Origin of the sequence: Streptomyces subrutilus, assembly GCF_001746425.1 — a bacterium.
Lineage (GTDB): Bacteria > Actinomycetota > Actinomycetes > Streptomycetales > Streptomycetaceae > Streptomyces > Streptomyces subrutilus_A.
Genome location: NZ_MEHK01000001.1, coordinates 1,992,862 through 2,018,889, shown reverse-complemented (window position 1 = coordinate 2,018,889; position 26,028 = coordinate 1,992,862). Strand labels below are relative to the sequence as shown.

Annotated in this window: 26 protein-coding genes; 15 read left to right on the top strand and 11 right to left on the bottom strand. The window is 72.1% G+C overall.

The window, feature by feature from the left end; genetic code table 11:
- Positions 1-3: 3 nt before the first annotated feature.
- From BGK67_RS10130 to BGK67_RS10115, 4 genes are all read right to left on the bottom strand, one after another.
- Complete coding sequence (locus tag BGK67_RS10130) at positions 4-996, bottom strand: COX15/CtaA family protein (protein ID WP_208948676.1); 993 nt, start codon at positions 994-996, stop codon at positions 4-6.
- Between the two features lie 4 nt (positions 997-1,000).
- A complete protein-coding gene (locus BGK67_RS10125) occupies positions 1,001-2,134 on the bottom strand; it encodes a hypothetical protein (RefSeq protein WP_079154110.1) in 1,134 nt (377 codons plus the stop codon).
- A gap of 68 nt (positions 2,135-2,202) precedes the next feature.
- Positions 2,203-2,970 carry an ABC transporter permease gene (locus tag BGK67_RS10120; protein WP_069919764.1) on the bottom strand — a complete coding sequence of 256 codons (768 nt, stop codon included), beginning with the start codon at positions 2,968-2,970 and terminating at the stop codon, positions 2,203-2,205.
- Positions 2,967-3,893 (bottom strand): ABC transporter ATP-binding protein, encoded by a 927-nt coding sequence (locus tag BGK67_RS10115; protein WP_069919763.1) that lies wholly within the window; start codon positions 3,891-3,893, stop codon positions 2,967-2,969. The genes BGK67_RS10120 and BGK67_RS10115 overlap by 4 nt, the downstream gene beginning before the upstream one ends.
- Before the next feature lie 422 nt (positions 3,894-4,315).
- Here BGK67_RS10115 and BGK67_RS10110 point away from each other — a divergent pair, with 422 nt between their 5' ends.
- The 10 genes from BGK67_RS10110 (at position 4,316) to BGK67_RS10065 (ending at position 11,937) form a co-directional block, all read left to right on the top strand.
- Positions 4,316-5,077, top strand: coding sequence for a helix-turn-helix transcriptional regulator (locus BGK67_RS10110; RefSeq protein WP_069919762.1), 762 nt, complete (start codon positions 4,316-4,318; stop codon positions 5,075-5,077).
- Positions 5,074-6,489 (top strand): Fe-S cluster assembly protein SufB, encoded by a 1,416-nt coding sequence (gene sufB / locus BGK67_RS10105; RefSeq protein WP_069919761.1) that lies wholly within the window; start codon positions 5,074-5,076, stop codon positions 6,487-6,489. Before BGK67_RS10110 ends, sufB begins: the two co-directional genes overlap by 4 nt.
- Positions 6,490-6,548: 59 nt before the next feature.
- Positions 6,549-7,727 carry a Fe-S cluster assembly protein SufD gene (sufD, locus tag BGK67_RS10100; RefSeq protein ID WP_069919760.1) on the top strand — a complete coding sequence of 393 codons (1,179 nt, stop codon included), beginning with the start codon at positions 6,549-6,551 and terminating at the stop codon, positions 7,725-7,727.
- A complete protein-coding gene (locus BGK67_RS10095; RefSeq protein ID WP_030009135.1) occupies positions 7,727-8,044 on the top strand; it encodes a bifunctional 3-phenylpropionate/cinnamic acid dioxygenase ferredoxin subunit in 318 nt (105 codons plus the stop codon). Before sufD ends, BGK67_RS10095 begins: the two co-directional genes overlap by 1 nt.
- Before the next feature lie 7 nt (positions 8,045-8,051).
- Positions 8,052-8,816 carry a Fe-S cluster assembly ATPase SufC gene (gene sufC, locus BGK67_RS10090; RefSeq protein WP_069919759.1) on the top strand — a complete coding sequence of 255 codons (765 nt, stop codon included), beginning with the start codon at positions 8,052-8,054 and terminating at the stop codon, positions 8,814-8,816.
- Complete coding sequence (locus tag BGK67_RS10085; protein WP_069919758.1) at positions 8,813-10,084, top strand: cysteine desulfurase; 1,272 nt, start codon at positions 8,813-8,815, stop codon at positions 10,082-10,084. Before sufC ends, BGK67_RS10085 begins: the two co-directional genes overlap by 4 nt.
- Positions 10,085-10,110: 26 nt before the next feature.
- Positions 10,111-10,572: a Fe-S cluster assembly sulfur transfer protein SufU gene (gene sufU / locus BGK67_RS10080; protein ID WP_069919757.1), complete on the top strand. Its 462-nt coding sequence runs from the start codon at positions 10,111-10,113 to the stop codon at positions 10,570-10,572.
- Positions 10,569-10,913 carry a metal-sulfur cluster assembly factor gene (locus BGK67_RS10075; RefSeq protein ID WP_069919756.1) on the top strand — a complete coding sequence of 115 codons (345 nt, stop codon included), beginning with the start codon at positions 10,569-10,571 and terminating at the stop codon, positions 10,911-10,913. Before sufU ends, BGK67_RS10075 begins: the two co-directional genes overlap by 4 nt.
- Positions 10,914-11,065: 152 nt before the next feature.
- Complete coding sequence (locus BGK67_RS10070) at positions 11,066-11,386, top strand: DMT family transporter (protein ID WP_069919755.1); 321 nt, start codon at positions 11,066-11,068, stop codon at positions 11,384-11,386.
- Positions 11,386-11,937 (top strand): TetR/AcrR family transcriptional regulator, encoded by a 552-nt coding sequence (locus BGK67_RS10065; protein WP_069919754.1) that lies wholly within the window; start codon positions 11,386-11,388, stop codon positions 11,935-11,937. The genes BGK67_RS10070 and BGK67_RS10065 overlap by 1 nt, the downstream gene beginning before the upstream one ends.
- Here the strand turns inward: BGK67_RS10065 and BGK67_RS10060 are convergent.
- Positions 11,934-12,854, bottom strand: a complete 921-nt coding sequence (locus tag BGK67_RS10060) for a winged helix-turn-helix transcriptional regulator (RefSeq protein WP_069919753.1) — start codon at positions 12,852-12,854, stop codon at positions 11,934-11,936. The two genes, BGK67_RS10065 and BGK67_RS10060, sit on opposite strands and share 4 nt — an antisense overlap.
- 92 nt (positions 12,855-12,946) lie before the next feature.
- Between BGK67_RS10060 and BGK67_RS10055 the strand changes: the two genes are divergently transcribed.
- Entirely contained in the window at positions 12,947-14,251 is a 1,305-nt protein-coding gene (locus BGK67_RS10055) for an MFS transporter (RefSeq protein WP_069919752.1), read from the top strand.
- 9 nt (positions 14,252-14,260) lie between these two features.
- A complete protein-coding gene (dapD, locus tag BGK67_RS10050) occupies positions 14,261-15,241 on the top strand; it encodes a 2,3,4,5-tetrahydropyridine-2,6-dicarboxylate N-succinyltransferase (RefSeq protein ID WP_069919751.1) in 981 nt (326 codons plus the stop codon).
- A gap of 82 nt (positions 15,242-15,323) precedes the next feature.
- Here the strand turns inward: dapD and BGK67_RS10045 are convergent, their stop codons facing one another.
- Positions 15,324-15,578: a hypothetical protein gene (locus BGK67_RS10045; RefSeq protein ID WP_069919750.1), complete on the bottom strand. Its 255-nt coding sequence runs from the start codon at positions 15,576-15,578 to the stop codon at positions 15,324-15,326.
- A 261-nt stretch (positions 15,579-15,839) separates the two neighbouring features.
- Entirely contained in the window at positions 15,840-17,681 is a 1,842-nt protein-coding gene (locus BGK67_RS10040; RefSeq protein ID WP_069919749.1) for an endonuclease/exonuclease/phosphatase family protein, read from the bottom strand.
- Between the two features lie 368 nt (positions 17,682-18,049).
- Here BGK67_RS10040 and BGK67_RS10035 point away from each other — a divergent pair, with 368 nt between their 5' ends.
- Both BGK67_RS10035 and BGK67_RS10030 read left to right on the top strand, forming a co-directional pair.
- A complete protein-coding gene (locus BGK67_RS10035) occupies positions 18,050-19,621 on the top strand; it encodes a hypothetical protein (protein WP_069919748.1) in 1,572 nt (523 codons plus the stop codon).
- Between the two features lie 241 nt (positions 19,622-19,862).
- Positions 19,863-21,302: an alkaline phosphatase PhoX gene (locus BGK67_RS10030; protein ID WP_069919747.1), complete on the top strand. Its 1,440-nt coding sequence runs from the start codon at positions 19,863-19,865 to the stop codon at positions 21,300-21,302.
- Between the two features lie 72 nt (positions 21,303-21,374).
- Here the strand turns inward: BGK67_RS10030 and BGK67_RS38795 are convergent, their stop codons facing one another.
- From BGK67_RS38795 to BGK67_RS10015, 4 genes are all read right to left on the bottom strand, one after another.
- Positions 21,375-21,551: a hypothetical protein gene (locus BGK67_RS38795; protein WP_167739562.1), complete on the bottom strand. Its 177-nt coding sequence runs from the start codon at positions 21,549-21,551 to the stop codon at positions 21,375-21,377.
- A 113-nt stretch (positions 21,552-21,664) separates the two neighbouring features.
- On the bottom strand, positions 21,665-22,924 hold the full coding sequence (locus BGK67_RS10025; RefSeq protein ID WP_069919746.1) for a TerD family protein: 1,260 nt from the start codon (positions 22,922-22,924) through the stop codon (positions 21,665-21,667).
- Between the two features lie 62 nt (positions 22,925-22,986).
- Entirely contained in the window at positions 22,987-23,208 is a 222-nt protein-coding gene (locus BGK67_RS10020) for a hypothetical protein (RefSeq protein WP_069919745.1), read from the bottom strand.
- Positions 23,209-23,478: 270 nt separating this feature from the next.
- A complete protein-coding gene (locus BGK67_RS10015; RefSeq protein WP_069919744.1) occupies positions 23,479-25,029 on the bottom strand; it encodes an aldehyde dehydrogenase (NADP(+)) in 1,551 nt (516 codons plus the stop codon).
- A 127-nt stretch (positions 25,030-25,156) separates the two neighbouring features.
- On the opposite strand from BGK67_RS10015, the gene BGK67_RS10010 reads away from it, so the two are divergent.
- Positions 25,157-25,939 (top strand): IclR family transcriptional regulator, encoded by a 783-nt coding sequence (locus BGK67_RS10010; RefSeq protein ID WP_069919743.1) that lies wholly within the window; start codon positions 25,157-25,159, stop codon positions 25,937-25,939.
- Positions 25,940-26,028 lie beyond the last annotated feature (89 nt).

The following is a 26,028-nucleotide window of genomic DNA, read 5'->3' as shown; positions in this document are numbered from 1 at the left end:
CGGTCAGACGGAGGAGAGCTGCGGGTCGCCCTGGGCCGGGATCCCCGCCTGCGCCGCCGCCGGCCGCTCGCGCAGGCTCAGCGCGACCCGGAGCACCGCGATCCACACCAGGCAGGAGCCGAGCATGTGGGCGGCGACGAGCACCTCGGGCAGCTCGGTGAAGAACTGCACGTAGCCGATGCCGCCCTGCGCCAGGAGCACGATCAGCAGGTCGCGGGCGCGCGCCCGGGTGTCGGCGGGGGCGTCGACCACGCGCAGCACCAGCCACATCGCCACGGCCAGCGCGCACACCACCCAGGCGGCGATCGCGTGCACGTGGGCGGTGGCCGCCCAGTCGAAGGGCATGCGCCGGATCTCGCTGCTGTCGCCCGCGTGCGGGCCGGAACCGGTGACGACGGTGCCCGCCGCGATCAGCACGAGGGTCGTCGCGATCAGGGCCCACGACAGCTTGCGGACCGGGCCGGGCACGCGGGGGCGCGGGGTGGTGTCGCCCTCGGCGACGCGCTGCACGCTGATGGTGGTGACCGCGATCAGCGAGGTGGCGAGCAGGAAGTGCCCGGCCACGCTGTACGGGTTGAGGCCCGTCATGACGGTGATCCCGCCGAGTACGGCGTTGGCCAGCACGATGACGAACTGGGTCCAGCCGAGCCGGGTCAGCGAACGCCGCCAGGGCTTGGCCGAGCGGGCCGCGAGGATGTACCAGCCGACGGCCCCGGAGAGCACGTACGTCAGCATCCGGTTGCCGAACTCGATGGCGCCGTGGAAGCCCTGCGCCTGGGTCGCGATCAGACTGTCGTCCGTGCACTTGGGCCAGGTGTCGCAGCCGAGTCCGGAGCCGGTGAGCCGCACAGCGCCGCCGGTGACGACGATGGCCACGCTCATGACGAGCGCGGCGAGCGCGGCGCGCCGGACGATCCGGGGTGACGGAGTCCAGCGACTGGCGATGAAGGCGAATGGGTTCAACACGGCCCCTATCGTAGGCGGAGCCTTGTGCAAAGTTTCACGAGGGGGTGGCGGGTGGTGCGTCGAGGCCGGCGGCCAGCCGGAACCGGGCGCCCGCCGGATCCCCCTCCTCGTGCCACCACACGTGGATGCGCCAGGGGACGCCGGGGCCGGGGTGGTCCGCCGAGGCCTCGAACCCCCGTACCAATTCAGCCCCTATGTCCGCTGCTGTCCTGTTCCTCGCTTCTGTTGCGCTGTGCCAGGGATGGGCGAGTACGTTCCACAGTCCGTCAGGACCCCGCACCTCGACGCGCCACACCGCGCGCCAGGGCGTGACCTCCAGCATCGTGCGCACCTGGTCGGCCTCCAGGCCCAGCCGGGCCGCGATCCCGGCCTCCGGCGCGCCCTGCACGCGGGCGGCCACCACGGCTTGGGGCAGCAGCCGTTCGGGCAGCAGGCCCTGTGCGCGCAGGCCCGCCAGGGAGTCGAAGGACAGGAACCGCAGGCGCAGTTCCAGCTGGTGGCCGATGTGGTCCAGGGCCTCCTCGGCCTGTGCGGACTCCTCCGAGCCGTGGTCCGCGAGCAGCAGCTGCCGGAAATCCGACTCGGCGTCCACCGCCCAGGCCACCGCATCCTCGGCGGTCCCGAGCTCCGCGAGCCGGTCCCCGAGGAACACCTTCGCCTGGGCCAGGCCGCGGCGGTTGACCGGGTCCCGCTGGTCCAGGCCCGCCCAGACCCCGACCGCCGCCCGGGTCAGGTCACGGGCCCGCTCCCCGGCCGCCCGCTCCATGGCGGTGGGCCCCTCCTCGGCGGCCGGGCCCAGCGGATGCCTCGGCAGCCGGTTCGCGTCGCTCAGCGGCCAGGCCAGCCACACCCCGTGGTTGATCAGCCCGCGGGCGTACCAGCGGGCGAACTCGGGCGCGTACGGCGCCGCGCGCTCGGAGCTGCGCAGCCCCTCCTCGATCAGCGCGAGGGCGCGGGCGCGGTCCCCTTCGGCGAAGCGCAGCGTGGCCCGGTCGGAGAGGCGCAGGCCCAGCAGGGCGGCGCACTCGGGGTCGTCCGGGTGGGTGCGCAGGGCTCCGATCAGCTCCTCGAGAAGCCGCTCGCGCTCCCGGGGCTCCAGGTGCGCCGCCCCCGACCGCACCCGCGCCCACTGCTCGTCCAGCCGTAGAACGGCCTCCCGCTGCACCATGTCCGCCCCCCGGCTTCATGTGTGGAGGCGTCCATCCTCCCGGGAACGCCGTCGGGAGGGGAAGGGATTCACTCCCAGCGGAACCACCGTGCGGCGGCCCCCAGGCCCGCGACGGCCCAGGCCGCCAGCACGGCCGCGTCGCCCCACGGGAGCGCGCCTCCGTGCTGGAGCACCTCGCGCAGGCCGTCGGACAGGGCCGCGATGGGGAGCAGGCCCAGGACCGACTGGACGGCGTCCGGGAACTTGTCCAGCGGCACGATCACCCCGCCGCCGACCAGCAGCAGCAGGAACACCAGGTTGGCGGCGGCCAGGGTCATCTCGGCCTTGAGGGTGCCGGCCATCAGCAGGCCGAGCCCGGAGAACGCGGCGGTGCCGAGCAGGATCAGCGCGGCCGCCGACAGCGGGTTCCCGTGCGGGGACCAGCCCAGCGCGAAGGCGATCGCCGTCAGCAGGGCGATCTGGAGCACCTCGGTGACCAGCACGGACAGGGTCTTGGCGGCCATCAGGGCCCAGCGCGGGAGGGGGGAGGCGCCGAGCCGCTTGAGGACCCCGTAGCGGCGGTCGAAGCCGGTGGCGATGGCCTGGCCGGTGAAGGCGGTGGACAGGACGGCGAGGGCCAGGATGCCGGGGGCGAGGAAGTCCACGGACTTCTCGGAGCCCGTCTCGACGATGTCCACGGTGGAGAAGAGGGTCAGCAGCAGCGCCGGGATGATCACGGTCAGCAGCAGCTGCTCCCCGTTGCGCAGCAGCATCCGGGTCTCCAGCGCGGTCTGCGCGAGGATCATGCGGGAGACGGGCGCCGCGCCCGGGCGGGGGGTGAACGTGCCGGCGCTCATCCGCGCAGCTCCTTACCGGTCAGCTCCAGGAAGACGTCCTCCAGGGTGTGCCGCTCCACGGAGAGGCTGTCCGGCATGACGCCGTGCTGCGCGCACCAGGAGGCGACGGTGGCGAGCAGCTGCGGGTGGACGTCGCCGGTGACCCGGTAGACGCCGGGGGTGAGCTCGGCGGCCCGGGTGCCGTCGGGCAGCGCCTTCAGCAGGGAGGCGAGGTCGAGGGAGGGGCGGCCGGTGAAGCGCAGGGTGTTCTCGGCGCCGCCCCGGCACAGCAGGTCGGGGCTGCCGTGGGCGATGACCCGCCCCGCGTCCACGATGGCGACCTCGTCCGCGAGCTGCTCGGCCTCGTCCATGTGGTGGGTGGTGAGGACCACGGTGACCCCGTCGGCGCGCAGTTCCCGTACGAGGTCCCAGGTCGCGCGGCGGGCCTGCGGGTCCAGGCCGGCGGTGGGCTCGTCGAGGAAGACCAGCTCGGGGCGGCCCACCACGGCCATGGCGAGGGCGAGGCGCTGCTGCTGGCCGCCGGAGAGCCGGCGGTAGGCGGTGCGGCCGCAGCCGCCGAGGCCGAGGCGTTCGACCAGGGGGCCGACCTCGAGCGGGTGGGCGTAGAGCTTGGCCATGTGCTGGAGCATCTCGACGGCCCGGGCTCCGGAGTAGACGCCTCCGGACTGGAGCATCACGCCGATCCGCGGGCGCAGCGCCCCGGCCTGGGCGACGGGGTCGAAGCCGAGGACGCGGACGGTTCCGGCGTCGGGGCGGCGGTAGCCCTCGCAGGTTTCCACCGTGGTCGTCTTGCCCGCGCCGTTGGGTCCGAGCACGGCGGTGACCGAGGCCCTGGGGACGGTGAGGTCCAGGCCGTCCACCGCGCGCTTGGCGCCGTACCTTTTCACCAGTCCGCGGATCTCCACGGCGGGGTCGTTGCTCATGGGGGGTGAGTCTACGGAGCCGGGGGAGGGGTCCCGGGGCCCGGGGTCAGGGGTGACGGGCCCGCTCGCGCGTGACCTCCGGCGCCCCATATTCGCCCTCTACGGCCGTGGCCGTTACGTGGCCGTCGGAAACACCGCGGTGCGAACACGGCTGTTTTTCATCGCGGCGATCCTGGATGGCCCAGCGTCGTTCAGTGATCTTTTCCGGAATCCGATGTTCTCGGTCCCGGCACCGTCGTGGGCGGGGAATTGCTGGTGGGAGCGGTGCACTCGTTCAACGGAGGCGCCTGCGGAGAACCCGGAGTGTTCCCCTCCGAATTACTCTCCGTGGATAAATTAGGTGACCCTTAGTGATGGAGGCCACCAGGGGTGGCCTCCATCACGGCTTGTCCGCGCTCGGTTAATTACGCAACAATGGCGTTGTGAAAAACGGCGAACGGCAGAACGAGGCCCCCCAGGGGGAGCTCGCGACCGGGGAGCGGTCCACCCGCAACCGGGTGGCGCGGTCCATCCTGGACCACGGCCCGTCCACCGTCGCCGACCTCGCCCAGCGCCTCGGCCTCACCCAGGCCGCCGTCCGCCGCCACCTTGACACCCTCGTCGCCGACGACGTGGTCGAAGCCCGTGAGCAGCGCGTGTACGGCGCTCGGACCCGGGGGCGGCCCGCCAAGGTCTTCGCCCTCACCGACTGCGGGCGCGACGCCTTCGACCAGTCCTACGACACGCTCGCCGCGGACGCCCTGCGCTGGATCGCGCAGTCCGTCGGTGGCGGGAAGCAGGGCGAGGCGGCCGTCGCCGCTTTCGCCCGGGCGCGGATGGAAACGCAGGCGCAGGCCTACCGGGAAGCCGTCGAGGCGGTGGCCCCGGAAGGCCGTGCGGAGGCCCTTGCGAGGGCATTGACCGCAGACGGGTACGCTGCTACGGCCAAGAGCGCTCCCGGTCCGCACAGCGGTGAACAGCTCTGCCAGCACCACTGCCCGGTCGCCCATGTAGCCGAGCAGTTCCCGCAGCTCTGCGAGGCGGAGACCGAGGTCTTCTCCCGCCTGCTCGGGACGCATGTGCAGCGCCTCGCGACGATCGCCCACGGCGACGGAGTGTGCACGACGTTCATTCCGCGCAGCGCGAGCGCCACACAGACCGACACATCAGTATCTGCAAGTACGGCCGGGAGGAACCCCGCATGACCACGGAGACTGCTCACCCTGAGCTCGATGGCCTGGGCACCTACGAATACGGCTGGGCCGACTCCGACGCGGCCGGCGCCGCCGCCAAGCGGGGTCTGTCCGAGGAGGTCGTCCGCGACATCTCGGCGAAGAAGTCCGAGCCGGAGTGGATGCTGAACCTCCGCCTCAAGGGCCTCAAGCTGTTCGACCGCAAGCCCATGCCGAACTGGGGTTCCGACCTCTCGGGCATCGACTTCGACAACATCAAGTACTTCGTGCGCTCCACCGAGAAGCAGGCCGCTTCCTGGGAGGACCTGCCCGAGGACATCAAGAACACGTACGACAAGCTCGGCATCCCGGAGGCGGAGAAGCAGCGCCTCGTCGCCGGTGTCGCCGCCCAGTACGAGTCCGAGGTCGTCTACCACCAGATCCGCGAGGACCTGGAGGAGCAGGGCGTCATCTTCCTCGACACGGACACCGCGCTCAAGGAGCACCCGGAGCTCTTCCAGGAGTACTTCGGCACGGTCATCCCGGTCGGCGACAACAAGTTCGCCTCGCTGAACACCTCCGTGTGGTCCGGCGGCTCGTTCATCTACGTCCCCAAGGGTGTCCACGTGGACATCCCGCTCCAGGCCTACTTCCGCATCAACACGGAGAACATGGGCCAGTTCGAGCGGACGCTGATCATCGTCGACGAGGACGCCTACGTCCACTACGTCGAGGGTTGCACCGCCCCGATCTACTCCTCGGACTCGCTGCACAGCGCCGTCGTCGAGATCATCGTGAAGAAGGGCGGCCGCTGCCGCTACACGACGATCCAGAACTGGTCGAACAACGTCTACAACCTGGTCACCAAGCGCGCCGTGGCGTACGAGGGCGCGACCATGGAGTGGATCGACGGCAACATCGGTTCCAAGGTCACCATGAAGTACCCGGCCGTCTACCTGATGGGCGAGCACGCCAAGGGCGAGACCCTGTCGATCGCCTTCGCGGGCGAGGGCCAGCACCAGGACGCCGGCTCCAAGATGGTCCACATGGCGCCGAACACCTCCTCGAACATCGTCTCCAAGTCGGTGGCGCGCGGCGGCGGCCGGACCTCCTACCGCGGTCTCGTCGAGATCGGCGAGGGTGCGCACGGCTCCAAGTCCAACGTGCTCTGCGACGCCCTGCTCGTCGACACCATCTCCCGCTCGGACACGTACCCCTACGTGGACGTCCGCGAGGACGACGTGACGATGGGCCACGAGGCGACCGTCTCCAAGGTCTCCGACGACCAGCTCTTCTACCTGATGGCCCGCGGTCTGACGGAGTTCGAGGCCATGGCCATGATCGTGCGCGGCTTCGTCGAGCCGATCGCCAAGGAGCTGCCCATGGAGTACGCGCTGGAGCTCAATCGGCTGATCGAGCTGCAGATGGAGGGGTCGGTGGGCTGACCGCCGCCGTCCCGACCGCAGCACATTCTTTGACGTAGGAAGAGAGCAAGACGACAGCCATGGCTGAGCCTCAGAACATCCCGGCGGGCTCCACCACCGCCGGCGCGATCGCGGTGGCCGCCGAGTCCACCGTCGCCACCCGGATGAGCGCGCCCCCGTCCTTCGACGTGGCCGACTTCCCCGTGCCGAACGGCCGCGAGGAGGAGTGGCGGTTCACCCCGCTCGCCCGCCTCAAGGGCCTGCACGACGGCACCGCGGTCGCCAACGGCACCATGAAGGCCCAGATCGACGCCCCCGAGGGCGTCACGGTCGAGTCCGTCGAGCGCGGCGACGAGCGGATCGGCAAGGCCGGCGTCCCCGTCGACCGCGTCGCCGCCCAGGCCTTCTCCTCGTTCGCCAAGGCCACGGTCGTCACCGTGCCCAAGGAGATCGTGCTCGCCGAGCCGATCCGCGTCGCGCTGCACGGCGAGGGCGGTACGACCTTCGGGCACACCGTCTTCGACATCAAGCCGTTCGCCGAGGCGATCATCGTGGTCGACCACACCGGTGACGGCGTGCGCGCCGCCAACCTCGACATCCTCGTCGGCGACGGCGCCAAGGTGACCTTCGTGTCCGTCCAGGACTGGGACGACACCGCGGTCCACGCCTCGCAGCACAACGCCCTGATCGGACGCGACGCCGGCTTCCGGTCCGTGGTCGTCACCTTCGGCGGCGACCTGGTCCGCCTGCACCCGCGCGTCCGCTACGCGGGCCCCGGCGGCGAGTCCGAGATGCTCGGCCTGTACTTCACGGACGCCGGCCAGCACCAGGAGCACCGCCTGCTGGTCACGCACGACGCCCCGCACTGCAAGTCGAACGTGGTCTACAAGGGCGCGCTCCAGGGCCAGGACGCCCACGCCGTCTGGATCGGCGACGTGCTCATCGAGAAGACCGCCGAGGGCACCGACACCTACGAGATGAACCGCAACCTCGTCCTCACGGACGGCGCGCGGGTCGACTCGGTGCCGAACCTGGAGATCGAGACCGGCGAGATCGTCGGCGCCGGCCACGCCTCCGCGACCGGCCGCTTCGACGACGAGCAGCTCTTCTACCTGCAGGCCCGCGGCATCCCGGCCGACGAGGCCCGCCGCCTGGTCGTGCGCGGCTTCTTCACCGAGCTCGTCCAGCAGATCGGTGTCCCGGACATCGAGGAACGTCTGATCTCCAAGATCGAGACCGAGCTCCAGGGTTCCGTCTGATGAATTACGTCAAGGCCTGCGCGCTGAGCGAGCTGGAGGAGAACACCCCCAAGCGGGTGGAACTCGACGGCACGCCGGTGTCCATCGTCTCCACCGAGGGCGAGGTGTTCGCGATCAACGACATCTGCTCGCACGCGAACGTCTCCCTCTCGGAAGGCGAGGTCGAGGACTGCATGATCGAGTGCTGGCTGCACGGGTCGGCCTTCGACCTGCGCACCGGCAAGCCCTCCGGTCTGCCCGCGACGCGACCCGTCCCCGTATATCCCGTAAAGATCGAAGGGGACGATGTGCTCGTCTCCCTCACCCAGGAGTCCTGAGGTATCCATGGCAACGCTTGAAATCCACGACCTGCACGTCTCCGTCGAGGCCGAGAACGGCGCCCGCGAGATCCTCAAGGGCGTCGACCTCACCGTCAAGCAGGGTGAGACGCACGCCATCATGGGTCCGAACGGCTCCGGGAAGTCCACGCTGGCGTACTCGCTGGCCGGTCACCCGAAGTACACCATCACCAGTGGCACCGTGACCCTCGACGGCGAGGACGTCCTGGAGATGTCCGTCGACGAGCGCGCCCGCGCCGGCGTCTTCCTCGCCATGCAGTACCCGGTCGAGGTCCCCGGCGTCTCGGTCTCCAACTTCCTGCGCACCTCCGCCACCGCCATCCGCGGCGAGGCCCCCAAGCTGCGCACCTGGGTGAAGGAGGTCAAGGCCGCGATGGAGCAGCTCCAGATGGACCCGGCCTTCGCCGAGCGCAACGTCAACGAGGGCTTCTCCGGCGGTGAGAAGAAGCGCCACGAGATCCTCCAGCTGGAGCTCCTCAAGCCGAAGATCGCGATCCTCGACGAGACCGACTCCGGCCTCGACGTCGACGCCCTGCGGGTCGTCTCCGAGGGCGTCAACCGCGTCCGCGAGGGCGGCGAGGTCGGCACCCTGCTGATCACGCACTACACGCGCATCCTGCGCTACATCAAGCCCGACTTCGTGCACGTGTTCGCGAACGGCCGCATCGCCGAGTCCGGCGGCGCCGAGCTCGCCGACCAGCTGGAGGCCGAGGGCTACGACAAGTACGTGAAGGGTGGCGCGACCGCGTGACACAGCTGCCTGGCCTCCTCACCGGGTCTCATCTGCTTGGCGAGGCGATCCGCAAGGACTTCCCCCTGCTGGATCGTGTGGTCCACGACGGGAAGAAGATCGTTTACCTGGACAACGCGGCGACTTCGCAGAAGCCGCGCCAGGTGCTCGACGCGCTGAACGAGTACTACGAGCAGCACAACGCCAACGTCCACCGCGGCGTGCACGTGCTCGCCGAGGAGGCCACGGCGCTGTACGAGGGTGCCCGCGACAAGGTCGCCACCTTCATCAACGCCCCGAGCCGCGACGAGGTGATCTTCACCAAGAACGCCTCGGAGTCGCTCAACCTGGTCGCGAACATGCTCGGCTGGGCGGACGAGCCCTACCGGGTCGACCGCGACACCGAGATCGCCATCACGGAGATGGAGCACCACTCCAACATCGTGCCGTGGCAGCTGCTCTCGCAGCGCACCGGTGCGAAGCTGAAGTGGTTCGGCCTCACCGACGACGGCCGGCTCGACCTGTCCAACATCGAAGAGGTCATCACGGAGAAGACGAAGATCGTCTCCTTCACGCTGGTCTCCAACATCATGGGCACCGTCAACCCGGTCGAGGCGATCGTCCGGCGCGCCCAGGACGTCGGCGCGCTGGTGCTGATCGACGCCTCCCAGGCCGCTCCGCACATGCCCCTGGACGTCCAGGAGCTCGGCGCCGACTTCGTGGCCTTCACCGGTCACAAGATGTGCGGCCCGACCGGCATCGGCGTGCTCTGGGGCCGCCAGGAGCTGCTCGAGGACCTGCCGCCGTTCCTCGGCGGCGGCGAGATGATCGAGACCGTGTCGATGCACGCCTCGACCTACGCCCCGGCGCCGCACAAGTTCGAGGCCGGTACGCCCCCGATCGCCCAGGCCGTCGGCCTCGGCGCGGCCGTGGACTACCTGACCGCGATCGGCATGGACAAGATCGCCGCGCACGAGCACGTGATCACCGAGTACGCGCTCAAGCGCCTCGCCGAGGTGCCCGACCTGCGGATCATCGGCCCCACCACGGCCGAGGACCGCGGCGCTGCGATCTCCTTCGTGCTCGGCGACATCCACCCGCACGACGTCGGCCAGGTGCTGGACGAACAGGGCATCGCGGTCCGCGTGGGACACCACTGCGCGCGCCCGGTCTGCCTGCGGTACGGAATTCCGGCGACCACCCGGGCGTCTTTCTACCTGTACTCCTCTCCGGCCGACGTCGACGCGCTGGTCGACGGGCTGGAGCACGTACGGAACTTCTTCGGCTGAGCCAGGGCGACGAGGACGAGGACGCTGTGAAGCTGGATTCGATGTACCAGGAACTGATCCTGGACCACTACAAGCACCCGCACGGGCGTGGCCTGCGCGACGGCGATGCCGAGGTGCACCACGTCAACCCGACGTGCGGAGACGAGATCACGCTGCGCGTGAAGTACGACGGCGAGACGCTCACCGACGTCTCGTACGAGGGCCAGGGCTGCTCCATCAGCCAGGCCAGCGCGTCCGTACTGAACGAGCTGCTCGTCGGCAAGCAGCTGGCCGAGGCGCAGAAGATCCAGGGCGTGTTCCTGGAGCTGATGCAGTCCAAGGGCAAGCTGGAGCCGACCGAGGAGATGGAGGAGGTGCTGGAGGACGCGGTCGCGTTCGTCGGCGTCTCCAAGTATCCGGCGCGTGTGAAATGTGCTCTGCTGAGCTGGATGGCCTGGAAGGACGCGACGGCCCAGGCACTGGGCGACGCGGAGAGGAAGTCGGCATGACCGAGAACGCGACGCCCGAGGCGTCGACCAAGCCGGCCACCGAGGAAGAGGTCCGCGAGGCCCTCTACGACGTGGTCGACCCCGAGCTGGGCATCGACGTCGTCAACCTGGGCCTGATCTACGGCATCCACATCGACGACGCGAACATCGCCACCCTCGACATGACGCTGACCTCGGCGGCCTGCCCGCTGACGGACGTCATCGAGGACCAGGCGAGGTCGGCGACGGACGGCATCGTCAACGAACTGCGCATCAACTGGGTGTGGATGCCGCCGTGGGGCCCGGACAAGATCACGGACGACGGCCGCGAGCAGCTGCGCGCGCTCGGCTTCAACGTCTGACCGCTCCCCTGTGAGGGCCCCCGGCACGGTCGTGCCGGGGGCCCTCGGTGCTGTCCGGGCAGCGCTGTGTGGAGCAGGGCGCCGAACCGTCGGGGGCCAAGGCGGGGGCTCGATGCGTACGGTCGTACGCATCGATGTGTACTGTTGTACGCATGCCCTATGTACTGCTTGCCGCGGCCATCGCCGCCGAGGTCGCCGGCACCACCGCCATGAAGTACAGCGACGGCTTCACCAGGCTGTGGCCCTCGCTGGGCACGCTGCTGGGCTACGCCATCGCCTTCACCCTGCTCGCGCAGACCCTGAAGTCGATGTCGGTGGGCACGGCGTACGCGATCTGGGCCGGCGTGGGGACCGCCGCGATCGCCGCCATCGGGATGGTGTTCCTGGGGGAGGCGGCCACCGCCGCGAAGATCGCCGGGATCGCGCTGGTGATCGCCGGCGTGGTGCTGCTCAATCTCGGCGGTGCGCACTGATGGCCCCCGGCGTGCGCCGGTACGACCCCGAGCGGCGGCAGCGGATCATCGACGCGGCGATCCGGGTGGTGGGAGCCAAGGGCATCGCGGGCCTGAGCCACCGCAGCGCCGCCGCGGAGGCCGACGTACCGCTCGGGTCGACCACCTACCACTTCAAGACCCTGGACGACCTGCTGGTGGCGGCCCTGCGGCAGGCCAACGAGGGGTTGGCGCGGGCGGTGGCGGACTCGCCCGCGCTGGCCGATCCGGAGACGGACCTCGCGACCGCCCTGGCCCGTCTGCTGGGGGAGCTCCTGGCGGGCGACCGGGCGCGGGTGGAGCTGGAGTACGAGCTCTACCTCGCGGCCCTGCGGCGCCCGGCCCTGCGGGCGGTGGCGGCCGAGTGGTGCGAGGCCATGGCGGCGGCCCTGACCCCGCGCACGGATCCGGCCACGGCCCGCGCGCTGGTCGCGGTGATGGACGGCATGACCCTCCAGGTCCTGCTGACGGACGCGCCGTACGACGAACCGTACGCGCGCCAGGTCCTGGGGCGGGTGCTGCGGCCGGCCTAGGTTGTTCCGGCTGACGCGGCTGACGCGGCTGTCCCGGCTTCGCCGCCGACGGCGCGGGCCGCGATCAGGGCGGCCCGGACGCTCGCCTCGATGTCCTGGACCGGGTAGAACACCTCGCGCACCGTGCGGTCCCGGTCGAGCACCAGGGTCAGCCGCTTGAGCCGGGTCACGCCCGCCGCGCGGAACGTCGGCAGCCGCAGCGCGGCCGTCAGGGCGAGTTCCGCGTCCGAGAGGAGCGGGAAGCGGAGCCTCTCCTGCTCGGCGAACTCCCGCTGCTCGTCCGGCCGCTGGGTCGACACCCCGTGCACGGCGGCGCCGGCCGCGGTGAACTCCGCGAGCTGGTCGCGGTAGGTGCACGATTCGAAGGTGCAGCCCCTGGCGCCCGGGATCCCGGCCCAGCCGGGCGGATAGGACTCGGCTCGGGCGTACGCGCCCGGGAAGCAGTACAGGACCGTGGAGGCGGTGTCCGCCACCGGGTCGCGCAGCTCGCCGAAACGGTCCGGCAGCAGCAGCTCCGGCAGCCGGGTGCCGCGCAGCGCGTGGACCCGTTCCGCCTCCCGCGAGGCCTCGGCGGTCGTCGCCGTCATCCCTCCCTCTCCCAGGATCCAGCTGTCCCCCCAGTCCTGGAGGGCCACCAGTACCGGCAGCAGCCCCCGTCCGCGCGGGGTCAGCCGGTACTCGTGCCGCACCGGACGCTCCTGGTACGGCTCGCGCGTCAGCACCCCGGCCTCGACCAGCAGCTTCAGCCGCTCGGCCAGCACCTTGCGGGACATCCCCAGCTCGCGCTGGAGCTCGTCGAAGCGGTGCAGGCCGCGCGCGGTGTCGCGGACGATCAGCAGCGTCCACCAGTCGCCCACCACATCGAGGGCCTGGGCGATGGAGCAGTCCGCGTCGCCGAGGGGCGTGCGCTGGGCCATGGGCACTCCTTTGTCCGTTGACCCAAGGCTGTCATGCTGACATAGTCCGTTCCCAAAAGGAACTGACTCGGGCGGGAAGCGGGGGACACGGGGTGCCGGAAGGGTTCAAGGACGTACCGAGGACGGTGTGGCTGCTGGCCGCGGGGGTCTTCGTCAACGCGGTCGTCAGCTGCACGTTCATCTTCGTCTTCGTCTGGCTGACGGGGCCCCGCGGACTCGGGGCCGCGCAGGCGGGACTGGTCGTCGGGATCGGCGGAGTCGGACTGGTCGCCGGCAACTTCACCGGCGGCTGGTACGGAGACCGCTTCGGCCACCGCAGGGTGCTGCTCGCCGCCTCCACCCTGGGCGGACTCGTCCTGATGACGCTCCCGACGCTGTCCACCGCCCTGCTGTACGCGGCCCTGCCGGCCGCCCAGTACGCCTCGGGCGTGGTCCGGGCCGCCAACTCCGCGCTGGTCGCCGTCACCGTGCCCGACGGATCCCGGCGGCAGGCCTTCGCCGTCATCCGCAGCCTGTCCAACGGCGGCTTCACGCTGGGCACTCCGCTCGGCGCCCTGGTCGCCACCGGGCTCTCGTACGACTGGCTCTTCGTCGCGGAAGGCCTCGGCACGCTCTTCCTCGCCCTCTGGACCGCCCGGGTCGTCCCGGCCGGGACGGCGGCAGTCCCCTCCGCGGCCCCGGACGGGGGTCGGGGCCGCGGAGGGCTGTGGCGGGAGCTGCGCGCGCGGCCCGCCGTGCTCGTCCTGCTCGGCGCCATCGCCGTCGCGGACGTCGTCTACCGGCAGCACTACACGACCTTCCCCGTCTCCCTCGCCGACCACGGCCTGGACACCCGCGCGTACGGACTCCTCATCGCGATCAACGGCGGCGTCATCCTGCTCCTGGAGGTCCCCGCCGCCCTCGCCCTGCGCCGGCGCTCCCCGCTGCACCTCGTCGGCACCGGGCTGGTGCTGGTGGGCGGCGGCTACGCGCTGCTGATGCTCGGCGTGGGGGCCGCGTCCGCCGTCGCGATGATGGTGCTCCTCACCCTCGGGGAGATCCTCTACAAGTCCACGGCCACCGCGTACGTGGCGGACGAGGCCCCCGAGCACGCAGTCGGCCGGTTCCAGAGTCTGTACGCGGGCGTCTCCGTCAGCGGGGTGGTGCTCGCCGGGCCGCTGGGCGGGGCCCTGTACGCGGCCGCCCCGGACCTGCTGTGGCCGCTGTGCGCGGTGCTCGCGGCGGGGGCGGGCGGGGCGGTGCTGTGGGCGGGCCGGCGGGCGGGGCGGGGGGGGGGCGCGGAGGCGGGGCGGGACGGGGGCGGACGGGCGGGTGGAGACGCGGGTCCCGACGCGGGCCGACACGCGGTGCGACCGGCACATGAGACCGGTTCGCGACCTCGGGCGGTCGCCGGTTAGGTTTCTGGCATGACTGCTACGCGTACCACCGGCGCCGTCGCCGCCGGACTTGCCACCATCACCGCTGACGGCACCGTCCTCGACACCTGGTTCCCCGCCCCCGAGCTGGTCGCCGACCCCGGCCCGGCCGGCACCGAGCGCCTCACGGCCGACCAGGCCGTGGAGCAGCTGGGCGCCGCCGCGGCGAAGGCGATCCGCCAGGACGCGGTCCGCGGCGTCGAGGTCGTGGCCGTCCGTACGGTGATCTCCTCCCTGGAGGACAAGCCGCTGGACGCGCACGACGCGTACCTGCGCCTGCACCTGCTCAGCCACCGCCTGGTCAAGCCGCACGGCCAGAACCTCGACGGGGTCTTCGGCCTGCTGGCCAACGTGGCCTGGACCTCGCTGGGCCCGGTCGCCGTCGACCAGGTCGAGACCGTCCGCCTCAACGCCCGCGCCGAGGGCCTGCACCTCCAGGTCACCTCGATCGACAAGTTCCCGCGGATGACGGACTACGTCGCCCCCAAGGGCGTGCGCATCGCCGACGCGGACCGCGTCCGCCTCGGCGCGCACCTCGCCGAGGGCACCACCGTCATGCACGAGGGCTTCGTCAACTTCAACGCCGGCACCCTGGGCACCTCCATGGTCGAGGGCCGCATCTCCGCGGGCGTCGTGGTCGGCGACGGCTCCGACATCGGCGGCGGCGCCTCCACGATGGGCACCCTCTCGGGCGGCGGCAAGCAGATCATCTCGATCGGCGAGCGCACCCTGATCGGCGCCGAGGCGGGCGTGGGCATCGCGCTCGGCGACGAGTGCGTCGTCGAGGCCGGCCTCTACGTGACCGCGGGCACCCGCGTCACCCTCCCGGACGGCCAGATCGTCAAGGCCCTGGAGCTCTCCGGCGCCAACAACATCCTCTTCCGCCGCAACTCGGTCACCGGCGCCGTCGAGGCCCGCCCGTACAAGGCGGCCTGGGGCGGCCTGAACGAGGTCCTGCACAGCCACAACTGACCCGCAGCGGGCCGGTACGCCACGACGCCCTCCATCCCCCGGCCGGGGGATGGAGGGCGTCGTGGCGCGGTCGCGGTCGTGGTCAGCGCGGCGGGAACGTGCGGATCAGGCCCGCGAAGGCCTGCTGCTCCGCCTCGGTCAGCTCCACCGACTCCATCGGGTGCGAGGCCGCGCCGCGCTGGGCCGGGATCACCGGGAGGCCCTCGAAGGGGGCCGGCTCCGGGTGGTGGAAGCGGCTGTCCCACAGCATGTGGCCGAGGCCGGCCACCCAGACGAGGGCGGCCACGAACAGGACGGCGAGGCCGATTTCCTGGGCGAGGGTGATGGAGGGGAACACGCGGTCCTCCGGGGGTGGGGTACAGAGCGGTACAAGATCGGGCGTGTGGACACTCAACACCACGGGCGCTCGATTCGGTAGTGATGTGTCGAGCGTCACGCCAGGGCCGAAAGTCCCCCACTTGTCCGGCAACGGCCCCCTACGGCTCGGGGCGCGGTCTGAAGCCCTCGTGACCGCGCGCGAACCCCGGCCGCCCGTATGGCAGGAGCGTGGCGGAGGGCCCGGACGGGACGGCGTCCGGGCCCTCCGCGGTCGTGGGGGCTACGGCTTGAAGCGCAGCACCTGCGGGTCGTGGTCGCTGTTCTGGGCCGCGAACTCCGCGTTGATGTGCACGCTGTCGTACGTGTACTTCTTGATCGCCGGGCTGGTCAGGATCTGGTCCAGCACCTGGGCGTTGCCCTGGAAGACGTACGAGTAGCGCTCCGACTTCGGCAGCGACTTGATGGCCGGGTACAGGGCCCCGCCGTCCGCCAGCGCGTCCGTCGTCGCCGAGAACTCGAAGTCGTTGATGTCGCCGAGGACCAGCACGTTGGCGTTCTTGTCCGCCGCGAGGATCTCCTTGACGAAGCCGTTCACGGCCTGCGCCTGGAGCAGCCGCTTGGCCTCCGAGGAGCGCACCGGCGGCTGGTGGTGCGAGGTCAGGCTCTCGTCACCGCCCTTGGAGCCGAAGTGGTTGGCGATCACGAAGACGGTCTTGCCGCGGAAGGTGAACTCGCCCGCCAGGGGCTTGCGGCTGTCGGCCCACGCCGGGTTCGCCGGGTCGATGCGGCCGGGGGAGTGGGTCAGGGCGGCCTTGCCGTTCTCCTTGACCACGCCGGTCGCCGTCACCGCGTCACCCGGGGCGCGCTCGGTGAACGAGACCCGCGCCGGGTTGAAGAGGAACACCTGGCGGATGTTGCCGCCGGGCTCGCCGCCGTCCTTCTTGTCCTCCGGGTTGACGGTCCGCCACTGGTAGGCCGGGCCGCCCGCGGCCGTGATCGCCGCCGCGAACTTCGTCAGCGTCTGCTCGGCGGAGACGGTGCCGTCGTTCTTGGCGCCGTTGTCGTCCTGGATCTCCTCCAGGGCGAGGATGTCGGGGGAGGCCAGGTTCTCGACGACCGCCTTGGCGAGGGCGTCGAACTTCTCCTGCGGGTCGGTCGGGTCGAGGTTCTCGACGTTGTACGTGGCCACCGCGAGCTCGTGGTCGGCCTGCGCCTTGGTCTTCTCGGGGGCGATGGTGCCCGCCTTGACGGTGCCGAGGGCGCGCGCCACCAGGGTGTATCCGCCGAACTGGTTGAAGTCCAGCGGGCCCTCGGTGGTGCCCGTCAGCTTGTCGCCGACGTTGGCCACCGGGAAGGGCTGCTGCGCGATGGGCGCGAGCTGCTGGATCTGGAGGCGGCCGGTGTTCTGGGACTCGTAGGACCCGTAGAGGGTGCCGCCGCGCTTGGTGGGGTTCTCCCAGCCCTTCACGCTGACCCACAGCGCGGAGTACGGGTCGGTGGCGCCGACCACGCGCGAGGTGCCGATCTTGACGTTCATGCCCTCGAGGGACTCGTAGTGGTCCAGGGCGTAGCGCGAGGGCTCCAGGGCCAGGCCGTTGATGCTGCCGGCGGCGGCCGGGTCGCCGGCCGGGGCGTACTCGGCGGGTACCGAGTACTCGTTGATCGCGGTGGCCTCGGGCACGGCGTTGCCCGCGGAGACGACCGTCACGACCGGCTTGGATATCTGGGTCACCGACTGGTTGCCGGAGCCGGTGCCGCCGGGGACGTACTCGCCGACCAGGCCGGAGACCTTGACGGCGTCGCCCACGGCGACGGTGGGGACCGAGCTGGTGAAGACGAACACGCCCTCACTGGTGGCCTCGTTGTCGTCGGCGTCCGGGTCCTGGATCCAGAAGCCGCGCGAACCGTACGTCCGCACGCCCGTCACGATGCCCTCGACGTCGGTGACCTGCTTGCCGGCGAGGGGGGATATCCGGGTGGTGCCCTGGATGTCGTGAATGCGTACCGGACCGTCGGCCGCGGAGCCTTCGGCCGCGCCGGCGGAACCCGCCAGCAGGCCGGTTGCCAGGGCGGTGGCGACGAGGGCCGCGACGGCGGCGGAGCGGGGATGCGAGGAGCGCATGGGCGGGAACTCCGGTGTGGGATGAGGGAGACGGCAGGGATGGACGGACGGACTGCGGCAGGAGGTCTGCGGGAGGGTGTGCGGCTCCCGAAACATCTACGCGCGTCAATTTCCTGTGTGACCAGCAAAGTTGTCAAGGGCTCCAGGGAATACGACAGTTGACTGTGGGATGAACCAAAGGGGATGGCCCGCCGGAGCCGCCCGAAATGCGTCTACGCTGGGGCGCCGGACAGGCCGGCCGGGCGGTGCACCGACCGGCCGTGAGGGCCTCGCCCCATGCCGTCCGGCTCCGCCCCGCTCGACCAGCCGGCCTGGCCGGCCACCCGCCCCGCTCCACCGAGTCCGCGATCCGCGAGGAGAACCGCCCCATGTCCGCTGAGCCGCACTCCACGCTGCCGCCGGTACGGCTGCACTCCGATGCGGAGCTCGCCCGCGACGCCCTCGTCGCCCCGCTGTTCGCCCGCGCGGTACGGCTGGCGCGCTGGGCCGGTCCCGGCACCCGCGTCGACACCGGCGGTGAACTCGTCGCCGACCAGCTCCCCGAGGCCGCCGCGGCGCTCGGCCTCGACGCGGCCGACGCGGACTGCGCGGTGTACGCGAGCCAGGCCTGGCGGGTGGCCGTGGACACCGGCCTGGTGGACGTGACCGAGCCGGAGGAGGACGGTCCGGCGGCTGGTGCCGCCGGCGGCGCGGTGGCCAGGGCAGTCGACGGCGCGGAGGCCGGTGCCACGGGCGGCGCGGTGGCCGGTGCCACGGGCGGCGCGGTGGCCGGGACGGGCGGTGCGCAGTTCGGCACCGCCGCGCCCGGTGAGGAGCTCGCGCTGGTGACCAGCGGGGCGCCCGGCGACGTACTCGACCTGTGGCTGGCGGCTCTGGACACCGTGCTGGCCGACGCGGCCGTGCCCGACCTGGACGACCTCGTCGACGCGCTGGACGCGGGCGGGGACATCGACTTCGACCAGCTGGACTGGAACCCGCGGCGCGAGGCGGACTTCCTCGACGGGGTCCTCGCCAACCTCTACCTGCTCACCGTCACCGAGGGCGGGGCCGCGGACCGGCCGGTTCCGCTTCCCGTGCTCGCCGCCTCCATGGTGGTGCCCGACGACATGGGTGAGCCGACCGACGCCGTGCTGGAGCAGGTCTCGGACGCGATGATGCGGCTCGACGACCAGTTCCGGCAGCTGGAGCCCATCGGTCTGGTCGAGTTCCAACCCGTCGACGAGGAGCTGATGGCGGAGGCGGACGACGAGCAGATCGCCGCCGGCGCCGACGACGAGGACGTCTCCCGCTACGGGATGGTCCGCCTGACCCCGCTCGGCCTGTACGGGATCCGCGCCCGGCTGCTGGAGGCCGGGGTCGAGGCCCCCGCCGTGGGCGAACTGGCCGGCAAGGGCGCGGACGCGCTGCTCGACGCGGTCTCCCACTATCCCGAGAGCGCCGCCCAGGCCGAGATCGAGGCCTGGCTGGAGGGCCGCGACGTGCCCGCCGCCGTCGCCGAACTCCTGGCCGCCGCACGCGGTGACGACGAGGGCGGCCCGCTGCGCCGGCTGCGCTGCCAGCAGGCCCTCGCACCGGCCGGCCCGGAGGCCGAGCCCGCGGTCCGCGCGGTGCTCGACGACGGGGAGCTGGGCGGACTGGCCCGGGTCTGGCTGGCCGAGCGCGGGGTGGCCGACGTACCGGCGCCGGACGCGACGATGGTCTTCTGGCTGACGGTCGACACGATCGCGGCGCAGCTCGCCGCCGACGGCGAGACCGAGGAGCTGCCGCTGCTGATGGAGACCCTGACCGCCCATCACACCGGGTTCTTCGAGCAGGTGTGGCGGGTGGAACACCCGTCGACCGCCTCCGTCCTGGAGGCGATGGGGCGGGTGCACCCGGACAAGAAGGCGGCCAAGGAGGCCCGCAAGGCCGCGTTCAAGGCGCGCTCGCGGCAGTCCTGAGCGTCGCGCGGCAGTCCTGAGCGTCGCCGGGAGCGAAGCCCGGGGGTCCGGGTGGCGGGCGGGGAAGCCGGGGCCGAGGAACGACAATGCGTCATTCTCAGGCCCGGAGTTGGCCATTCCTGCCCCGGGCAAGGGGTCGGTTCGTCTTACCGGGTAGTTCAGCCGCCGTTCACGTGCGGGCGGGAGCGTGTGCGCCGACGACTGCACGACAGGCGCACCACTCGCCACCCCTGGAGACCCGATGCCGCTCAGCCGCAGAGACTTCACCGCCCGTACCGTCATCGCCGGCGCGGGGGTCGCGCTCACCGGGACGGTCGGCGCACTCGCCACCGCCCCGGGCGCCCTGGCAGCCGACGACAGCACGGCCCGCGACGAGCACGGACGGCCCTGCGAGCCCGGCTACGGCCCGCTCCTCCCCGACCCGGCCGGCATCCTCGCCCTCCCCGCCGGTTTCACGTACCGCGTGATCACGCACAGCGGGGTCACCACCCTGGAGTCGGGCGAGAGCACCCCGTCCAACCACGACGGCACCGCCGCCTTCGAGGGCCGCCGCGGCGTCACCCTCCTCGTCAACAACCACGAGCTCAAGGGCCCCCGGGGCAACTGGACCCGCCCCGTTCCGCTCGCCGAGGGCTTCGTCTACGACCCGGCCGCGGCGGGCGGGTGCACGGTCGTCGAGGTCCGGCGCGGCGGCGAGGTCGCCGAATGGGTGGGCATCGCCGGTACGTCGACCAACTGCGCGGGCGGCTCGACCCCCTGGGACACCTGGCTCACCTGCGAGGAGAACTCCGACCTCGCGGGCAAGAACGGCATGACCAAGGACCACGGCTACGTCTTCGAGGTCGATCCCCACGACCGCCGCGCCAACCGCGACCCGAAGCCCGTCAAGGCCTTCGGGCGGTACGACCACGAGGCCGTGGTCATCGACCCGCGGCAGGGCCACGCCTACCTGACCGAGGACGCCTCCGGCCCCAACGGGCTGTTCTACCGCTGGACTCCGCCCCGCGGCTTCCACCACGGCCGCGGCCGGCTGCGTACGCTCGCGGCCGACGCGGGCGTGCTCCAGGCCGCCAAGTGCATCGACAGCTCGGGCCGGTTCGTCGACGACCTCTCGCGCGCCACGAAGATCGGCACCGTCTACGGGGTCGACTGGGTGGACGTACCCGACCGCGACGCGCGGACCGTGCCGGTGCGCAAGCAGTTCGCCGACGGCGTCGTGACGCGGGGGCGCAAGCTCGAGGGCATGTGGTGGGCCGACGGCGGCGCGTACTTCGTGTCCTCCTACGCCCGTGGGGAGAGCCCGGGTGCGGCGCACGACGGCCAGGTGTGGTTCTACAACCCCAAGCGGCGCACGATCCGGCTGACCGTCCTGATCGGGGTCAACGCGGATCCGTCGGCGGGAGGCGGCTACGACGGGCCGGACAACATCACCGTCTCGCCGTACGGAGGGCTGGTCATCGCGGAGGACGGTTCGGGCCTCCAGCACCTGTTCGGCGCGACCGAGTCGGGGCGCACCTACCCCCTGGCACGCAACGAACTGAACATCGGGTCGGCCGAGGAGCCCGAGTTCTCCGAGTTCGCCGGTGCCTGCTTCTCCCCGGACGGGCGCACGCTGTACGCCAACATCCAGGACCCGGGCATCCTGCTGGCCATCACCGGGCCGTGGCGGCGCGCGCACTGACGCGACCGCGACCGCGACCGCGGGCGTGGGGCTGCGGGCGCGACCTCTCGGCGCGCCCTGCGGCCCCCGCGCCTACGGGGCGGCGGAAACCTCCGGCTGGGAGGCCGCGGCCCACTCGGTGAGCAGGAACTCATACGCCTCCGAGGGCCACTCGCCGTCCACCCGGCTCTCGACAAGGTGCCGTATCGCCTCGTTCGCCTCCGCGGCGGACGGGCGGGCGGGCCCTGTGGGGATGACTGACTGGTGCATGGGTTCAAGGCTACGGGCGGGCACTGACAGCCACCTCCGGATTACGCGTGGCATCCATCACCCGGCGAGCCGCCCGGGTGGCGCCGGGCGGCTCGCCGTGCCCGCCGACCTGCTCAGAGAGCCTGCGAGGCGGGCTTGACCATGCCGCGCACTGTGCGGGACTTCACAAAGTCGCCCATGGCCGTCATCTCCCACTCGCCGCTGAACTGCTTGATGAGCTTGGCCATCATGACCCCGGTCTGCGGTTCGGCGGAGGTGAGGTCGAAGCGCACCAGCTCCTCGCCGCTCGCCGCGTCCATCAGACGGCAGTAGGCCTTGGCGACCTCGGTGAACTTCTGGCCGGAGAAGGAGTTGACCGTGAAGACCAGGCCGGTGGCGTCGGCGGGGATCCGGCCGAGGTCCACGACGATCACCTCGTCGTCGCCCGCGCCCTCGCCCGTCAGGTTGTCGCCCGAGTGCTTGATGGCGCCGTTCAGGATCGACAGCTTGCCGAAGTAGCAGCTGTCGATGTGGTTGCGCTGGGGGCCGTACACGATGACGGAGGCGTCGAGGTCGATGTCCCGGCCGCGGAACGCGGGCTCCCAGCCGAGACCCATCTTGACCTGCGAGAGCAGCGGGCGGCCGCCCTTGACCAGGGAGACGGTCTGGTTCTTCTGGAGGGTGACCCGGCCCTTGTCCAGGTTGATCTTCCCGCTGCCGGGTGCCGCCGGGGCCGGGGCCGCGGGCGGCGCGGGCGGTACGGGGGCGCTGGGCGTCGTGGGCGTCGTACCGCCGAGCCAGGGGGAGGCCGGGTAGGAGGCCGGCGGGGCCGGGGGAGCGGCCGGCGGCGCGGGCGGGGCGACGGGGGCGGGGGCCGGGGCGGCCGGCGCGGCGGCCGCCTCCTCGTCCACGGAGACGCCGAAGTCGGTGGCGATGCCGGCGAGCCCGTTCGTGTACCCCTGGCCGACCGCGCGGACCTTCCACACGCCGCCGCGCTGGTAGACCTCGACGACCACGAGCGCCGTCTCGGAGCCGAGCTGCGGCGGGGTGAAGCTGGCGATCACCGCTCCGCCGTCCGCGTTGCGCACGGTGGCGGTGGGCTCGATGCCCTGGAAGCTCTGCCCGGCGGCATCCGGGCTGGCCGTGACCACGATCCGCTCGATCCCGGGCGGCAGCGCGGAGGTGTCCACGGTGATCGAGTCCGGCGCCGCTCCACCGCCCGACCGGTAGCTGATACCGGGCCCGGAGGGCTGGTTGTAGAAGATGAAGTCGGCGTCGGAGCGCACCTTGCCGTCCGCCGTCAGGAGCAGTCCGGATACGTCGAGCCGTACCGGCGCAGCCACGTCGACCGTCACACGGACGGCATTGAGCGGCAGGTTGGATCCAGGGGTCATAGCGGTCATGCCCGGAGAACGACCGGAGGTGCTTTGCCGTTCCCTTGCCCTCGCCGCGGATTTCAGCGCCGGTTGCGGGGGTGGTTCTTCGCCATGCGCTCGTTGCCGAACTTGTACGCGCCGGTCCAGCGGGCCATGACCAGCTGCGCGTCGCCGGACTCCACCTCGGTCAGGAACTTCTCCGCCCGGTTGCCGCGCAGGGTGGCGGCGGTGCGGCCCTGGTGCGTGATGACGACGGAGTGGTCGCGGTGGCGTTCGTACGAGAATCCCTGCGGCTTCGGCATGCGCCGCAGCCTGCCCCGGCGGGGACGGGGCGGGCAACGGAATTTCGGCGTTCCGGCAGGCGGGGGCGGCTTCCCGGGTCGGCTGCCCCGGCCGGGGACGGGCCCGGGCAGGCGCCGGGGCGGTTGCCCGGGTTGGCCTCTCCGGGCGGCCGGGCTGCCTCCGGGCGGGCCGGCCGCCGCAGGGGCTGGTCGGGGCGGGCTCGGCGGGCCGGGCTGGACCCGGCGGCCCTGGCCCGGCAGCCCCGGGCGGCCCTGCCGCGGGGGTGCGCGTCAGCTCCCGGCGGCTCCCGCGGCTTCCGTCACGCGGCGCGGCAGCCCGAGCGGGTTGGCCTCGCGCAGCTCGGGCGGAAGCAGTGCGTCCGGCACCGACTGGTAGGCCACGGGGCGCAGCCAGCGCTCGATGGCGGTCCCGCCGACCGAGGTGGAGTGCGAGGTCGCGGCCGGGTACGGCCCGCCGTGGTGCTGGGCCGGGGCCACCGCCACCCCGGTCGGCCAGCCGTTGACCACGATCCGGCCCGCCAGCTCCGTGACCTGCCCGATCAGCTCCGAGGCCGGGCCCGGCGCGCCCTCGGTCTCGGCGGCCGACAGCTGGAGGGTCGCGCTCAGGTTCCCGCCCAGCCGCCCGAGCACCGCGCCCGCCTCGCGCTGGTCGGCGTACCGCACGACGACGGTGACGGGACCGAAGCACTCCTCCAGCAGCACCTCGTACTCCCCGCCCGGGGCACTGCCGAGGAGGCGCTCGGCCGCTACGGTCAGGTAGCCGGCGCCGACGGTGTGCTCGCCGCCGGACCCCGGGGTGACGGGCGCCTCGACACCCGCCAGCGCGGCCCGCTCGCCCACTCCGGCGATGAAGTTCTCCCGCATCCGGTGGTCGAGCAGCACCCCCGGCTCGGTCTCCCCGAGCGCCTTGGTGAGCGCGTTCGTGAGGCGGTCGCCCGCCGGGCCCTCGGGGACGAGGACGAGGCCCGGCTTCACGCAGAACTGGCCCACGCCGAGGGTGACCGAGCCCGCGAGCCCGCTGCCGATCTCCTCGGCGCGCTCGACGGCCGCGGCCGGGGTGACCACGACGGGGTTCAGCGAGCCCAGCTCGCCGTGGAAGGGGATGGGTACGGGCCGGGCGGCCGCCGCGTCGAACAGCGCGCGCCCGCCCCGGATGGAACCGGTGAATCCGGCGGCGGACACCAGCGGGTGGCGGATCAGCGCCAGGCCGGCGTCGAACCCGTGCACCACGGAGACGACGTCGGCCGGGAGCCCGGAGGCGACGGCCGCCCGGCGCAACAGCGAGGCGCACAGCTCGGAGGTGGCCGGGTGGTCGGGGTGCGCCTTGACGACCACCGGACACCCGGCGGCCAGCGCGCTCGCGGTGTCGCCGCCGGGGACGGAGAAGGCGAGCGGGAAGTTGGAGGCGGCGTACACCGCGACCACGCCCAGCGGCACCTTGTAGCGGCGCAGTTCGGGGCGCGGCGGGCTGAGGGAGGCGTCGGCGCGGTCGATCCGGATGTCGAGGTGGGAGCCGTCCTCCACCGCGTCGGCGAAGGCGCGCAGCTGGCCGGTGGTGCGGGCCAGCTCTCCGGTGAGCCGGCCCGGGCCCAGCGCGGTCTCGGCGTCCGCGGCCTCCACGACGTGCGCGGCGGCCCCGTCGAGGAGGTCCGCGGCCGTGCGCAGGAAGGCGGCGCGGGCGGGGGCGTCGGCGAGCGCGCCGCGGGCGGCGTGGGCGTTCCGTACGGCTTCGTCCACCTCCTGGGGTGTGGCCTCGACCGCAACCTGTTCGCGCTGCTTCCCGGTGCGGGGGTCCACACTCCAGACTGGTGTCGTTGTCATGGCCCGCTGCCTCCTGGATCGTTCAGTATTCTGAACGCCGTTCTGGTGGATGAATGATCACATCTGCTGTGGACTCTATTTCCGCGTCCTCGGCGTGACAAGAGGCGGCCAGAGGGGAAGCAGGCGCATGACGACGACCGAATCGGGGAGCACGGTCCCGGCGGCGCCGGTCAAATCGGCGGTGCGGACGGTCCTGTTGCTGGAGCACTTCGCGGCGCGGCCGGGGCTGCACAGCCTCGCCGACATCCAGAACGACCTCTCCCTGCCCAAGTCCAGCCTGTACATGCTGCTGCGCACGCTGGTGAACCTGGGGTGGGTGGAGACGGACGCGACGGGCACGCGCTACGGCATCGGCGTCCGGGCGCTGCTGGTCGGCAGCTCGTACATCGACGGCGACGAGGTGGTCGCGGCCGCCCGGCCCACCCTGGACCGGCTTTCCGACGACACGACGGAGACCATCCACCTGGCCCGGCTGGACGGGACGAGCGTGGTGTACCTCGCGACCCGCCCGTCCCGGCACTACCTGCGGCCCTTCACCCGGGTCGGGCGGCGGCTGCCGGTGCACTCCACGGCGCTGGGCAAGGCGCTGCTGGCCACGCACACGGACGAGGAGGTGCGGGGCCTGCTGCCGCGGCGGCTGGAGGCGGTCACCGAGCACACCGTGACGGACCGGGAACGGCTCATCGAGGAGCTGGCGCTGGTGCGGGAGCAGGGCTACGCGGTGGACCGGGAGGAGAACACCCTCGGGCTGCGCTGCTTCGGGGTGGCGGTGCCGTACCGGACGCCGGCCCGGGACGCGGTGAGCTGCTCGGTGCCGGTGGCGCGGCTGACGGCGGAGCACGAAGAGGTCATCAAGGCGGCCCTGTTCGAGGCGCGGGACCGGCTGTCGGTGGTCACGCGGCGGATGTGACGCGGGCGTGTCGGGGCCGGTCGACCTGGGCGTGATGGCGCCGGTCGGCCGGTGACGCGGGGGTGGTTCCGGGCGGCGCGGCCGGACGG